The 13,568-nt window shown below is 68.8% G+C and carries 11 protein-coding genes; 7 read left to right on the top strand and 4 right to left on the bottom strand.

The features are described from left to right. Positions 1 to 165: 165 nt before the first annotated feature. Together ACZ7M7_RS30665 and ACZ7M7_RS30670 are read left to right on the top strand one after the other, a co-directional pair. Positions 166 to 3,174, top strand: coding sequence for a 3-keto-alpha-glucoside-1,2-lyase-like domain-containing protein (locus ACZ7M7_RS30665; RefSeq protein ID WP_472122317.1), 3,009 nt, complete (start codon positions 166 to 168; stop codon positions 3,172 to 3,174). A gap of 292 nt (positions 3,175 to 3,466) precedes the next feature. Then, entirely contained in the window at positions 3,467 to 4,603 is a 1,137-nt protein-coding gene (locus ACZ7M7_RS30670; RefSeq protein ID WP_472122320.1) for a PQQ-dependent sugar dehydrogenase, read from the top strand. 51 nt (positions 4,604 to 4,654) lie between these two features. Here the strand turns inward: ACZ7M7_RS30670 and ACZ7M7_RS30675 are convergent, their stop codons facing one another. The 3 genes from ACZ7M7_RS30675 to ACZ7M7_RS30685 form a co-directional block, all read right to left on the bottom strand. Beyond that, positions 4,655 to 5,140: a GntR family transcriptional regulator gene (locus tag ACZ7M7_RS30675; protein WP_451166408.1), complete on the bottom strand. Its 486-nt coding sequence runs from the start codon at positions 5,138 to 5,140 to the stop codon at positions 4,655 to 4,657. Then, positions 5,137 to 5,925 carry a hypothetical protein gene (locus ACZ7M7_RS30680; protein WP_383598188.1) on the bottom strand — a complete coding sequence of 263 codons (789 nt, stop codon included), beginning with the start codon at positions 5,923 to 5,925 and terminating at the stop codon, positions 5,137 to 5,139. Before ACZ7M7_RS30680 ends, ACZ7M7_RS30675 begins: the two co-directional genes overlap by 4 nt. Positions 5,926 to 6,049: 124 nt before the next feature. Continuing rightward, on the bottom strand, positions 6,050 to 7,303 hold the full coding sequence (locus ACZ7M7_RS30685) for a low temperature requirement protein A (protein WP_472122324.1): 1,254 nt from the start codon (positions 7,301 to 7,303) through the stop codon (positions 6,050 to 6,052). 216 nt (positions 7,304 to 7,519) lie between these two features. Between ACZ7M7_RS30685 and ACZ7M7_RS30690 the strand changes: the two genes are divergently transcribed. After that, positions 7,520 to 8,863, top strand: a complete 1,344-nt coding sequence (locus ACZ7M7_RS30690; protein ID WP_472122326.1) for a serine/threonine-protein kinase — start codon at positions 7,520 to 7,522, stop codon at positions 8,861 to 8,863. Further along, complete coding sequence (locus tag ACZ7M7_RS30695; RefSeq protein ID WP_472122329.1) at positions 8,860 to 9,162, top strand: hypothetical protein; 303 nt, start codon at positions 8,860 to 8,862, stop codon at positions 9,160 to 9,162. The genes ACZ7M7_RS30690 and ACZ7M7_RS30695 overlap by 4 nt, the downstream gene beginning before the upstream one ends. Positions 9,163 to 9,166: 4 nt before the next feature. Here the strand turns inward: ACZ7M7_RS30695 and ACZ7M7_RS30700 are convergent, their stop codons facing one another. Further along, positions 9,167 to 10,012, bottom strand: coding sequence for a GntR family transcriptional regulator (locus tag ACZ7M7_RS30700; protein WP_472122332.1), 846 nt, complete (start codon positions 10,010 to 10,012; stop codon positions 9,167 to 9,169). A 265-nt stretch (positions 10,013 to 10,277) separates the two neighbouring features. Here ACZ7M7_RS30700 and ACZ7M7_RS30705 point away from each other — a divergent pair, with 265 nt between their 5' ends. From ACZ7M7_RS30705 to ACZ7M7_RS30715, 3 genes are all read left to right on the top strand, one after another. Beyond that, positions 10,278 to 11,546, top strand: a complete 1,269-nt coding sequence (locus ACZ7M7_RS30705) for an extracellular solute-binding protein (RefSeq protein ID WP_472122335.1) — start codon at positions 10,278 to 10,280, stop codon at positions 11,544 to 11,546. 119 nt (positions 11,547 to 11,665) lie between these two features. Beyond that, positions 11,666 to 12,652: a carbohydrate ABC transporter permease gene (locus ACZ7M7_RS30710; RefSeq protein ID WP_472122337.1), complete on the top strand. Its 987-nt coding sequence runs from the start codon at positions 11,666 to 11,668 to the stop codon at positions 12,650 to 12,652. Beyond that, positions 12,649 to 13,527 (top strand): carbohydrate ABC transporter permease, encoded by an 879-nt coding sequence (locus ACZ7M7_RS30715; protein WP_472122339.1) that lies wholly within the window; start codon positions 12,649 to 12,651, stop codon positions 13,525 to 13,527. The genes ACZ7M7_RS30710 and ACZ7M7_RS30715 overlap by 4 nt, the downstream gene beginning before the upstream one ends. Positions 13,528 to 13,568 lie beyond the last annotated feature (41 nt).

A 13,568-nucleotide genomic window follows, 5' to 3' on the forward strand; every position in this document is an offset into this window, starting at 1 on the left:
ACCGATCGGACTTTGAACCGACTGATGACAAAGTATGGACGCGCTCGGCGAAAGTCCCCTACGGTATCGGCGCAACCGCACGAGTACCGCCTCTGCGCGCCCCCGCGCAGCGGGTATCTCGACCGGAGTGCAATCCGGCGGCCTCCGGTCCGTTCTGGAGGACCGATGCATCTACGGTTGTTCCGCCGCGCCCGAAGACGGCTCACCCCCCTGCTTCTCGGAACCTTCCTCGTCGGGGGCGTGTGGACGGCGCCCCCGTCCGCCGCCGCCCCTGATGACATCCCACCCCAGGAACCGGGAGTGACCCTGCGGGTGTTCGACACCCAGGTCCCGCTCAGCAAGCTGTGCACGCTCAAGCCGGGGCAGACCCCCAACCACGACAAGCTGATGCCGACCGTGGACTGGTCCACGACCGGTGACTTCGGCGGCTTCGCCGACAACTTCTCGGCCGAGGTGTCCGGCTACCTCGTGGTCCCCGACGACGGGTCCTACACCTTCCGTCTGACCAGCGACGACGGCTCCCGGTTGACCATCGACGACCGGACGGTCATCGACCACGACGGACTGCACGGGGCCGAGCCGAAGGACGGCTCCGTCCAACTCACGGCCGGATCCCACCCGTTCCGCATCGACTACTTCGAACGGGGCGGCGAGCAGCGCCTCGCGCTGGCATGGAAGCCACCGTCCGCGAACGACTTCACCACGGTGCCGAGCGAGGCACTGAGCACCGACGCCGGGGTGGTTCGGGTCACCGCCCCGGGACGCAAGGAGTGCGAGTCGGGAGCGGACAGCCCGGGCGACGGCCTGCCGCTGACCGACGTACGCCCCGACCTCACCCTCACCGACCTGCGCCCGGACGGCTTCGAGCCCCAGGTCACCGGCATGGACTGGCTGCCCGACGGACGCCTGGCCATCACCACCTGGGGCGGCTCACAGACCACGACGGGCGAGGCGTACCTCCTCGACAACGTCACCGGCAACACGAGTCGCGACAAGGTGACCGTGAAGAAGGTGGCGGGCGGGCTGCGCGAGCCCATGGGCATCAAGTACGTCGACGGCTCGCTGTATGTGTCGCAGAAGCACGAGCTGACCCAACTGGTCGACACCGACCGGGACTTCGTCGCCGACGAGTACCGCACCGTCGCCACGTGGCCCTACGGCGGCAACTTCCACGAGTTCGCCTTCGGGCTGCTCTACCGCGACGGCTACTTCTACGTGAACCTCTCCGTCGCCATCAACTACGGCGGCGCGACCACGACTCCGCAGCCGGCACCCGGGCGCGGTACCACGTACAAGATCAGTAAGAAGACAGGGAAGATCCAGCCGATCGCAGGCGGCCTGCGCACGCCCAACGGCATCGGCTGGGGCCCCGGCGGCGACATCTTCACCACCGACAACCAAGGCGGCTGGCTGCCCGCGTCCAAGCTCGTCCACATCAAGCAGGACCGCTTCTTCAACCACTACACCGAGCCCTCGGGCCCCTTCGACGACCGGTCGGTGACCGAACCGGTGCTGTGGCTGCCGCAGAACGAGATCGCCAACTCCCCCAGCACACCGCTGTACTTGACCAAGGGCCGGTTCGCCGGGCAGATGCTCCTCGGTGACGTCACCTACGGCGGGCTCCAGCGTGCCTATCTGGAGAAGGTGAAGGGCCAGTACCAGGGCGCCGTGTTCCGCTACACGCAGGGCCTCGAAGCCGGCGTCAACCGCATCACCATGGGCCCGGACGGCGCGGTCTACGCGGGCGGCCTCGGCGCGGACGGCAACTGGGGCCAGGAAGGAAAGCTGAAGTTCGGCCTCCAGAAGCTGGCGCCCAACGACGGCAACACCTTAGACATCAAGGAGATGCGCGCCGTCCCCGGCGGCTTCGACCTGGAGTACACCCAGCCGCTGTCCCAGGCGACCGCGGAGAAGCTGGCCTCCCGCTACCAGGCCGAGCAATGGCGCTACACCCCCACATCGGACTACGGAGGACCGAAGATCGCCGAGGAGCGGCTGAACGTCCGCTCGGCGACCCTCGCCGACGACGGGCGCACGGTCTCGCTACGCCTTGACGGTCTCGAGCCGGGCCGCGTCGTGCACGTCCGTTCACCACGCCCCTTCGCGTCCACGTCCGGTGAGACGCTGTGGAGCACCGAGGCCTGGTACACGCTCAACACCCTGCCGGGCAAGCAGCCGCCACCCGCGACGCTGTACGAGGCCGAGGAGGCGCGGCTGACCGGAGCGGCCGGAATCAACACCGACCACACCGGCTACTCGGGCAGCGGCTTCGTCGACAGCTACGGCACCGAGGGCAAGGCCGCCACGACGTTCGACGTCACCGTCCCGAAGGCCGGCGACTACGACGTGAACCTTCGCTACTCCAACGGGCCCAACCCCTTCCAGGGCACCAAGTCCCTCTCCCTGTACGCCAACGGGCAGAAGCTGAGACAGACCAAGCTGGCCTCGACGGGCAACTGGGACACCTGGTCGACCCGGACCGAACGGGTCACGCTGCGCGCGGGGAAGAACACCATCGCGTACCGCTTCGACTCCGGCGACACGGGCCATGTCAATCTGGACCTGATCACCGTCCGCCCGCACGGCGCCCGGGTCACCCTCTTCGACGGGTCCGCCGCGTCACAGGGGCAGTGGCAGCACACGGACGGACGAGCGGTGGAATGGCCGCTGACCGACGAGCAATCGATGGAGGTGTGCTGCGGCGACCTCCGCACCAAGGACGCCTACCAGGACTTCAAGCTGCACGTGGAGTTCCGCGTCCCGCTCCTGCCGGACGACGTGACCGGTCAGGACCGCGGCAACAGCGGCGTCTACTTCCAGGACCGGTACGAGCTGCAGATCCTCGACTCCTTCGGTGACACGACGCTCGACACGAACGAAGCCGGAGCGATCTATCTGAAGAAGGCTCCGGACGTCAACGCGGCCACAGCGCCGGAGACCTGGCAGACGTACGACATCACCTTCCGAGCGGCCCGCTTCGACGCCGACGGCACCAAGACGGCCGATGCGCGGGTGACCGTCGTCTGGAACGGCAAGAAGATCCACGACGACATCGCGATCGACGGCCCGACCGGCGGCGGCGCCCCGGAGGGACCGTCGGCCGGGGCCATCCGCCTCCAGGACCACGGCAACAAGGTGCGCTACCGCACCATCTGGGTGGAACCACTGAACTGAAGCAACCAGAACCGCGAGGAACGGGGGCGCGCCTACGGAGCTTGTAGGCGCGCCTCCACCCCAAGGGCTTCGCGGTGCCTGGCTTGCGGGACCTCGAGCGGGGCCTCTTCTTCACGCAGCTGGTCTATACCAAGCGGCACTGTCTCAGTATCCTCATACGTAGCCAGCCAGTAGCACACCGCTCCTCTCTCCCCACACCCCCCACCAGGTTGCGTGCTGGCGCGAGCGGCACCCCGCGACAAGCTCCAGCAGCCGCGCGACCTGCCGATTCACCGCCTCCAGGAGGATCTCGGTGAGAGTTCGCATCCGAAGCACGGCGATCATCGGCACCATCTGTCTCGTCGCTTCCCTAGCCCTGACCGTGGCGTCGGCCGACGAGCCCGAGGCCCCACGGCGGGCAGCGAAGGTCACCCTCAAGAACATGGCCACGGCCCAGAATCCGACGGCCGGCGCCGCCGGTCCCGGCGGGAAGCTCTGGATCGCCGAACGCCCGGGCACCGTAAGGGTCCTGGACAGCAAGGGGCTCAGTCAGCCCGTCCTCGACATCACCGCGGAGACCACCACCGACGGCGAACGCGGGCTGCTGGGCATCGCGTTCGACAAGACGTTCGCGCACTTCTACATCTCGTTCACGAACCTCGAAGGCACCAGCACCGTGGACGAGTTCGCCCTACGGAACGGCAAGATCCAGCCGCAGACCCGGCGTACGGTCATCACCCAGACCCAGCCCTACGCGAACCACAACGGCGGCGACATCAAGATCGGCCCCGACGGCTACCTCTACATCGCGCTCGGCGACGGCGGCTCGGGCGGCGACCCGCACGGCAACGGACAGAATCTCGGCACCCTGCTCGGCAAGCTCCTGCGGATCGACCCGAGGGGCGGCAAGCCGTACGCGATCCCGCCGGACAACCCGTTCGTGAACGACCCGAACGCGAAGGACGAGATCTGGGCGTACGGGCTGCGCAACCCGTGGCGGTTCTCCTTCGACCCGGGCACGGGCGACCTCTTCATCGGTGACGTCGGCCAGAACGACTGGGAGGAGATCGACTGGGCCCCGGCGAGCAGCAAGGGCGGCGAGAACTACGGCTGGTCCCAGATGGAGGGCACCCATCCCTTCCGCGGCGGCACGGAACCTGCGAACCATGTGCCGCCGGTCCATGAGTACGACCGCGCCAACTTCGGCTGCTCGGTCACCGGCGGCTACGTCTACCGGGGCAAGGCGATCCCGGCCCTCAAGGGTCAGTACGTGTACAGCGACTACTGCGACGGCACCGTCCGCTCCCTGCAGTTGAAGAACGGCAAGGTGACAGCCGTGCACGACCTGGGAGTCAACGGCGGCGAGGTCATCTCCTTCGCGCAGGGCGGCAAGGGCGAACTGTACGTACTCGCCATCGGCGGCAGCGTCTCCCGTATCGACCCGGCGTAACGACCACCGGAAACCGCGGCTTGCGGCGTCCGCCGACCAGGCGCGTGCCGCTCAAGCCTGCGCCTCACGCCCGTGCCTCACACCCGTGACCTTCACCGACGCCTCCGTCGACCTGGGGCCGCCCGCTCCACGGTCGACGGTGGCCGAAGGGGAGGCGGGCCCCGAGTTCAGGGCGTCGCGGACGGCGGTCAGGATGTCCTCGGTGTCGGCTCCGAGCGCTCGGGCGGCGGAGGTGAAGTCCCGGGCCAGAGTGCCGAGTTGAGGGGCGTCGTGGACGCGCGGTCCGGACGGGAGCGCCGCCACCCGGGTGCCCGCGCCACGGCGGGTGCGGATCAGCTCCGCGGCCTCCAGCTCGCGATAGGCGCGGGCCACGGTGCCCGGCGCCAGACCGAGGTCGGCAGCGAGTTGGCGCACGGTCGGCAGGCGCTCGCCCTCGGTCAGCCGACCGGTGCGAATGAGTGCGGCCAGCTGGGCGCGGATCTGCTCGTAGGGCGGTACCTGGCTGGTCGTGTCGACGCGGACGGTGCGGTCGCTCATCGCGGAAATTCCCATCGTGCTGCCTCGTCGTCAACCGCCCGCGGCGCCACCACGGTTACCAGGGACCACCCGAACGTGAACAGACTCAGCAGACCCAGGGGACAGATCACCATGACGGTGGCGGCACCGAGCGGGCCTGCGCAGGCCGTTTCCGTGAGCGCGATGAGCAGCATCAGAACGACGAGCAGGACCTGGCTCGACACCAGCAGCCCCCAGGCTCCCGTGATCGCCCACGCCCGGTCGCGGCGCTGCTGGTAGTCGCCCGGCCCGTGGGCGATACGGCGCAGGGCCCAGACGCACGCGGGGGTTCCGACCACGAGGGCCGCGAACATCGGGCCGCTGTAGTAGAGGCCGGGCCAGGGGCCGAGGGATGCGGTCAGCCCCTCACAGGCGACGACCATGACACGCCCCGCTCCGTCTGTCCGGTCGGGGCCGGCGGAAGCGGTGACGGCGCCCATGACCAGCAGACCGACGAGGGAGGCCGCCTGCAGGAGAAGCAGGGGCGCCATACGGGGCGGCACGTGGTTTCTGACCAGACGCGGGGCGAGACTCGCGGTGCGTACCGCTTCCTGGGGACCGAGCGTCAGGGCGTCGCCGAGCAGGACACCGCCCACCGCGCACAAGCCGAACGCCGTGATGGCGAACACCAGGGGGATCGTGATGTCGCCGCTCTCCATCATGACCAAGTGCTGCGCGGCGACGATACCGATGGCCAGGCCGGACCAGCGGGCGTAGTGGTCGGCGTGGTCGAGGAGCCGGGACTGGAGCGGGACGGTGTCGAGCACGTGGAGATCCCCCAGGAACACTTGTACCAAACGGTGGGTACAAGATGCCCTGGTCGGAATCTTGTGTCAAACGCTCGATACAAGCCGACTCCGACGGCCGACCTGGGTCTGCCTCCTGTCGGTGTCAGTCGGCTGCTCTCTCGTTGATCAGGGAGCCTTGTCTCAGCCAGCGCACGAATGCGAAGACCCAGGTCGCGGAGAGGAGGAGCAACAGGATGAGGGCCAGGAGCCAGGGGGCGGGGCGGGACCAGCCGACGAGAAGGGCACCGACGGCTGCCACGACGAGCACGGCTTGCACCGACTGGTAGACGGAGGGGAGGCGGTCGTAGTCCGCCAGGGTGGGCAGAAGCACCACGATGGCGATCAGCATGACGGCCACCGACCCACCCATCAGCCAGCTCACGGCGACCGGTGTCCGGTGATCGGTGGCGTGCTCCACGAGTCCGACCATGCCCGCGCCGGCTGCCGCCACGGCCATGGACGTCGGCAGGTGAGTGAAGATCCATGTCGCCAGGGAGTGGCCGGACTCGCGAGGCAGCCGTCGGGACACCAAGTCGGCGTAGTTCCACCAGAAACCGAAGCCGATGGCGAGGCCGAGCAGGCCCGTCGTCGTGACGAGTGTGCTGCGTTCGGTGTCCGTCAGGCCGTTCACGACACCGATGACGACTTCGCCGAGGACGATGATGATGAACAGCCCGAAGCGTTCGACCATGGGCTCGGTCACGACGTCGTAACTCGGCGCTCTGCGCCAGGAGATGAGAATGACGCACTCCACGCTGCACCACGCGACGACGAACAGCGCCCAAACGACGAGACGGGCGTCGGCCGACAGAGGTACCGAAGCCGCGATCGCGATGATGCCCGCGACCATGACGATCAGATAGCGGCGGGGCGTCCTGCGCAGCTCCGGTTCGTCCTGTCGGTACACGGAGTACCACTGGTAGGACAGCAGGGCCAGCAGCAATGCGTACAGGGCAGCCAGGGTGCGGCCGTCGTCGCCGTCGGCGTGGCCGACGTAGACCGCCATGAGGGACAGCAGCAGCATCTGCACGAAGATCAGGGAGCGGGTGTGACCGTCTTCGCGGCCGTGCAGTTCGTAGAAGAGGGTGCCGTTCAGCCAGGCGATCCAGATCAGCCCGAAGACCACGGCGAATGTTGCCGTTCCCCGCCAGGAGAAGTCCTCGGCCAGCGTGTGGGCCGCCTGCCCGACCAGGACGACGTAGACGAGGTCGTAGAAGAGCTCCAGGAAGCTGACGCTGCGACCGGTGTCGACCTCGCCGTGGCGCCGCGGCGGGCGGAAGAGCCACTGGCGGGTACCGGTGCCCAGGGGCATTGCCTCTGCGTTGCCGGGACGGGGCTCGGGGGCACTGTCGGACATGTGAGGCTCCTGTGGGGCGCGGCCGAACGTGTAGCGCGGTGATGATGACGGCCCGGGCCGACAAGCCCGTACGGTGCCGCCCCGCCATGTGCTCAGGATATGAACTGATATGAATGCATCGCGTGCAGGAACGGCCCGCGTGTATCACGGACGGTGCCTGTCCCCCGCAGCCACGGTCTACCGTCCCTGCGGTCCGAGCAGCGCCCGGAGAGGTTCATGAGACGTCTGGATCCCGCCGATCCGCCGGCCATCGGCGGCTACCCCTTGTTGGCGAGACTCGGCGCCGGCGGCATGGGGCAGGTGTTCCTCTCCCGCACGGCGTCGGGTCGTCCGCTGGCCCTCAAGACCGTACGCACCGAGTTCGGCCTCGACCCCGGGTTCGAGCAGCGGTTCGCCCGCGAGATCGCCAGCAGCGACCAGGTGCGCTCCCCGTGGACCGTGTCGGTCGTGGACTACAGCCCCGCGGGGCACCGGCCGCAATGGCTGGCCACGGAGTACGTGGCAGCGCCGTCGCTGGCGGACTGGGTGGCGTGCGACGGCCCGCTGTCCGAGTCCGCCGTCCGGGCCCTGGCGGCGGAACTGGCCGAGGGGCTGCGGGCCGTGCACCGGGCAGGGCTCGCGCACCGCGACGTGAAGCCGTCCAACGTGCTGCTCGCCCGCCGCCATCCGCTGCTCATCGACTTCGGAATCGCCCGAGCCGCGGACGACACCCGGCACACCCGTACCGGCGGTGTCATCGGGTCCCCCGGCTACATGGCGCCCGAGCAGGTCACCGGGGGAATATCGGCCGAGCCCGGCGACATCTTCTCGCTGGGCGCGGTCCTGGTGTACGCCGCCACCGGGAACGGGCCCTTTCTGCACCCGGGCGAGGATCCGTCCGCCGCCCAACTCCTCTACCGCGTCGCACACGAGGAGCCCGCGCTCGACGGCGTGCCGGAGCCGCTCGCACCCTTGCTGACCGCCTGCCTCGCGAAGTCACCGCAGGACCGTCCCACCGCGGACGAGCTGCTGGAGAGGCTCGAGGCGGGACCCGGCGTCTGGGCCTCGGCACGGCCGCCGCGCCTCGATGCGGACATCGCCGCGCGGGAAACCGAGCTGGCGACGCTGCTGGAACACTCGGCGCCCCTCCCCCCAGAGTCACAACCGGCGCCCGCCCCGGCACCGCAGACCGGGTTCGGGCCACCGACCGCGTACGGCCCGCCGATTGCGCACGGCTCTCCTCCCGCTCTCCCGTCGGGTCCCGCTCCCGGCCCCCTGCCCCTCGCCCCGTCCGGGGCCGGTTCCGCGTCCGGCCGTCGGTCGGCGCGGGCATGGACGGCCGCCGTGGCCGCGGGCACGGTGGTGACGGCGGCCGTCGTCACGGCGCTCGCCTGGCCCGACGGCACTGATGACGACGCGGGCGGGAACGGTCGTACGACCCCGCCGGCCTCCGTCTCACCGTCCCCCACGCTGCCGGGAATGCCCTGCCCGCGTCCTGGGTGGGCACTTGGAAGGGCACAGGCCCAGGCAACCCCGCCGGCGACGGCATCGTCAACGCGCGCACGACCCGGGTGGCCGTGACCGTCACCCTCCACGCCGGGGGCCGGGGCGAGATCGTGGGCAGACAGGTCAGCCACGTGACCGAGGAGGGCACAGGCCGGAACCTCGGGTGCACCGAGACGCTGCGTCTACGGGAGACGCATGGCGCGTCCATGGTCTTCGAGGCGGTCACAAGCGCACCCACGGATCCGTCGGCAGGCGTGCTGTGCGCGCGGGGCAACGTCTACACCCTGGCGAAGACCGGCGCCGACACCTTGACCCTGGGGAACGAGGGCAGTCAGACGACAGGGTCACCGTCCCGGCTGAGCCGCTCCTCCTGACACCTCACCGGTCGGCGTGCACGTCCCCCTGAGCTGTGAGAACGACGGCTTCCTGCTGGGGGAAGACACCGGGCGGGATGCCCGGGATGGATTCCGTCCTGGTCGCTTGGTCGTCACCGGTCGGCCGACCCCCCAGGGTCAGGCGGGTGACGATGCGGTAGCGGTCGCCGCGGTAGATGGAGTGGACGTACTCGACGGCCTGGCCGTTGGTGTCGGTGGTGAGGCGTTCGAAGAGGAGCGCCGGTGACAGGTGCGGCACGTCGAGGATCTTGGCCTCGGCCTGGCTGACGACGGTGGGCTCGATCGTCTGCACGGCTTCGCTGACCCGGACTCCATGGCGGTCGTGAAGGTGCTCGTACAGGTCGCCCGTTTCCAGTTCCTGCGCGGTGAGCGCGGGCACCAGTGCTGCGGGAATGTGCAGGTGCTCGATGGCCATGGGGTCGCCGTCGACGAGGCGTAGCCGTGCCACGTAGACGATGTCGGCGGCGGGTGACAGGTGAAGCTTGCGGCCGACCCGGGCCCCGGCGGCGATGGTGGTGAACTCCAGCAGACGGCTCGTCCAGGCGCCGGCCGCCCTGGGAACGACCATGGCCCGGTGGTCCGAGACCAGCTCCTGTGTGATCTTCTCCGGCGCCACGAACATGCCTCGGCCGTGCTCACGCACAAGCAGTCCCGCGGCGACCAGTTCGTCGACGGCTGCCCGCAGGGTCGGCCTGGAGACGTGCAGGGCGGCGCACAGGGACCGCTCGGAGGGGATGGCGTCGCCGGGGTTGAGCGATTCCATGAGTTCGAGGATGTGGTCCCGGACGCGTTCTCGCTTGAGAACCGTCCCCGACTCGCCAGCGTTCATGCTGCTGCTCCCGCCCCGCCGTTCGTGACTGCACCTGACCAGTCCACGAATTCTTACCACTGATCGAGTACTGGTCAGATGGAGTGTAGCCGTCAATCGCCCCGCCACGACACGACTCAGCGTGAATCGTTCAATCAAAAGGCAGGCCAGCGCGGAGGGTTGACGCTTCGATTGGTCTATGCCAACTTCATCGACCAACAAGAGGTCACCTGACCAGTCACTCAACTGGTCAGGTGGCGTGGTGCTTTCCTCCCAGGGGTGAACTGTGAAGCTCCGCATGCTTGCTGGTGTTTCCGCGCTGGTGCTCGCCGGCGGCCTCAGTGGCTGCGGCGGCGATTCGGACTCGTCCGGTGAATCCGCCGACGGCCGGACGACGATCGATGTCTGGCTCATGCGCGACAGCGTCTCGGCGCAGTTCCAGAAGGAGTTCGTCGCGGGCTTCGAGGCGACTCACCCGGACATCGACGTGAAGGTCCAGATCCAGGAGTGGGACGGCATCGGCGAGAAGGTGACCGCCGCCCTCGCGAGCAATGACGCTCCGGATGTCATCGAGACGGGCAACACCCAGGTCGCCCAGTTCGCACAGAGCGGTGGCCTGCTCGACCTCAGCGACAAGGTCGACGAGCTCGGCGGCGGCAACTGGCTCAAGGGACTGGCCGAACCCGGCGCCTACGAGGGCAAGCAGTACGGCATCCCGTACTACGCGGCCAACCGCGTCGTGATCTACCGAACTGACCTGTTCAAGAAGGCCGGCGTCGACGCCGCTGCCATCAAGACCCGTGACCAGTGGATCGCCGCGACCGAGAAGCTCAACACGGGCGGGACACAAGGCATCTACCTGCCGGGGCAGATGTGGTACGCGCTGGCCGGGTTCATTTGGGACGAGGGCGGTGACCTCGCGACACGGTCCGGCGACACCTGGAAAGGCGCACTCCACACCCCGCAGGCCGTACGCGGCATGAACTTCTACGAGCAGCTGCAGGCTCTCGGCAAGGGCCCCAAGGACGCCGACGAGGCGCAGCCGCCGCAGGCCGAGGTCATGGCCAAGGGGCAGGTGGCGCAGATCATTTCGACGCCCGGCGGAGCCAACGTCGTCATCGCGAACAATCCCGGCCTCAAGGGCAGGCTCGGCTTCTTCCCGATCCCCGGCAAGACCGCAGCACGGCCCGGTTCGGTGTTCACCGGCGGCTCCGATCTCGTCATCCCGACGGCATCGGGCAAGCAGGACGCCGCCTTCACGTTCATCAAGGAACTCACCGGTGACGCCTGGCAGCGCAAGCTCGCCGCGGCCATGCGCTACGTACCGAACAAGACGACCCTGGCCGACGCGGTCGCCGCCGACCCGGGTGCCTCCGCGATGGCCGTGGGCGCCGCCGTCGGCCGGGCGACACCCAACACCCCCGGCTGGGCCGCCGTCGAGGCGAAGAACCCCATCAAGGACTACATGACCGCCGTGCTCACCGGCGCCGATGCCCGGGCCGAGGCTGCGAAGGCGTCCGCGTCCATCACTGCGGCCATGGCGACGGGATCCTGAGCCGTCTTCGATGCCGCGCCCGGCGCGCCCGTGCCCTTGGACCCGCTGCACGGCGCGAGCCGCACACCGAGTGAACCCGCCGCACAGTGCGGAGCCGCACACCGAGAGGAGAGGACATCGTGACGGTCGTCCGTGAAGCCGGCACGCCACCCACGTCGCTCCCGAGGCCGGTCAACGGGTCGGCCCGGCCCGGCCGCGGGGGCAGGCGCGGGCCCGTCGGGAGCAGGGTCTGGCCCTATGTGCTGATCGCCCCCGCGATCCTGGGCATGCTGTACCTGCTCGCGTACCCCCTGGTCCGCACGGTGCTGATATCGCTCCAGGACTTCCAGCTGCGTCAACTCATCCAAGGCGACGCCCGGTTCGTGGGCCTGCGCAACTACGAGACCCTGCTGACGGACGCCCACTTCTGGCAGGTCGTGCGCCGCACGTTCCTCTTCATGGCCGTGAACGTCGCCCTGATCATGCTGCTCGCCACCCTGGTCGCCCTGGTGATCGAGCGGTTGGGCCGGGTGGGCCGTACAGCCGTCCTCAGTGCGCTCGTGCTGAGCTGGGCCATGCCGGTGATCGCCGCCACGACGGTCTTCCAGTGGCTGTTCCACTCGGAGTTCGGCATCGTCAACTGGGCCCTGCAACAGCTGGGGTTCACGTCGTTCGACCGCTACCCCTGGTTCGCCCACGGTCCGGCCGCCTTCACGATCCTGGTCGTGCTGATCGTCTGGCAGTCGGTGCCGTTCGCCGCCATCACCCTGTACTCGGCCCTGGTCACCGTGCCGACGGAACTGTACGAGTCGGCGCGCATCGACGGCGCCTCGGCACGGCGCATCTTCCGCGCCATCACGTTCCCCATGATCCGGCCGATCTTCATGCTGGTGTTCTCGCTGGAGGCCATCTGGACCTTCAAGGCCTTCGTACAGATCTGGGTGATGACCAACGGCGGCCCGGGCGACGCCACCACCATCCTGCCCGTCTACGCCGTGCAGACCGCGCTGTCGAGTCAGCGCTACGACCTCGGCTCGGCCGCCTCGATGGTCACCGTGCTGATGCTGGCCGGCGTGCTCGTCTTCTACTTCCGACAGATGTTCCGCCAGGAGGGCGAGGCTCTATGAGCATCCCGCGCGTCACCAGGAGCACGGCGCGCCTGCCGCTGCCGCTGCGCCTTCGGCTGCGGCGCATGCCGCTGCACCTCGCCGCCGGAGTGATCGTCGTGGTCTGTCTCTTCCCCGTGTACTGGATGGTCGCCACCGCGTTCAAGCCCAACCGGGACATCCAGTCCGAAAGCCCCCAACTGCTGCCCCGCACCTGGACATTGGACCACTTCCGAGCCGCTGTCGATGCCGACGGCTTCGCACTGTTCTGGCGCAACAGCATCCTCGTGACACTGGGCGCCGTCCTGCTCTCCCTGCTCGTCGCACTGGGCGCGTCGTTCGCCGTGGCCCGCATGCGCTGGCGTGGCAGACGGCAGTTCATGCTGATGGTGTTCATCGCACAGATGGCGCCGTGGGAGGCGCTGATCATCCCGGTGTACATCATCTCCCGCGACACCGCCATGCTCGACCGGCTGCCCACCCTGACGCTGGTCTACTTCATGATGACGCTGCCCTTCACCATCGTGGTGCTGCGCGGGTTCATCGCCGCCATCCCACCGGAGCTGGAGGAGGCAGCGCAGGTCGACGGCTGCACGCGCCTGAGCGCCTTTCGGCACATCGCCTTCCCCCTGCTCGCCCCCGGGCTGATGGCCACCTCACTGTTCGGTTACATCACCGCCTGGAACGAATTCACCTACGCCAACTTCCTGATCATCAAGCACCAGGACAGCCGCACCCTGCCCGTGTGGCTGTCGTCCTTCCAGAACGTCTTCGGCACGGACTGGGGCGCCACCATGGCTGCCTCCACGCTCTTCGCCCTCCCCGCGCTGGCCGTGTTCCTGCTGCTCCAGCGCCATGTGACGGCCGGCTTCGCCGCCGGCGCCGTCAAGGGCTGACACTCCCCGCCCTGCCCCGTACCCGACCCCCGGAGACAGCT

It is taken from the genome of Streptomyces sp. NPDC111606 (genome assembly GCF_055656945.1).

Bases quoted from the DNA above. Each gene is read 5' to 3' on its own strand.
- ACZ7M7_RS30665 (WP_472122317.1), top strand. From the start codon at position 166: ATGCATCTACGGTTGTTCCGCCGCGCCCGAAGACGGCTCACCCCCCTG.
- ACZ7M7_RS30675 (WP_451166408.1), bottom strand. From the start codon at position 5,140: ATGAGCGACCGCACCGTCCGCGTCGACACGACCAGCCAGGTACCGCCC.
- ACZ7M7_RS30685 (WP_472122324.1), bottom strand. From the start codon at position 7,303: ATGTCCGACAGTGCCCCCGAGCCCCGTCCCGGCAACGCAGAGGCAATG.
- ACZ7M7_RS30690 (WP_472122326.1), top strand. From the start codon at position 7,520: ATGAGACGTCTGGATCCCGCCGATCCGCCGGCCATCGGCGGCTACCCC.
- ACZ7M7_RS30700 (WP_472122332.1), bottom strand. From the start codon at position 10,012: ATGAACGCTGGCGAGTCGGGGACGGTTCTCAAGCGAGAACGCGTCCGG.
- ACZ7M7_RS30715 (WP_472122339.1), top strand. From the start codon at position 12,649: ATGAGCATCCCGCGCGTCACCAGGAGCACGGCGCGCCTGCCGCTGCCG.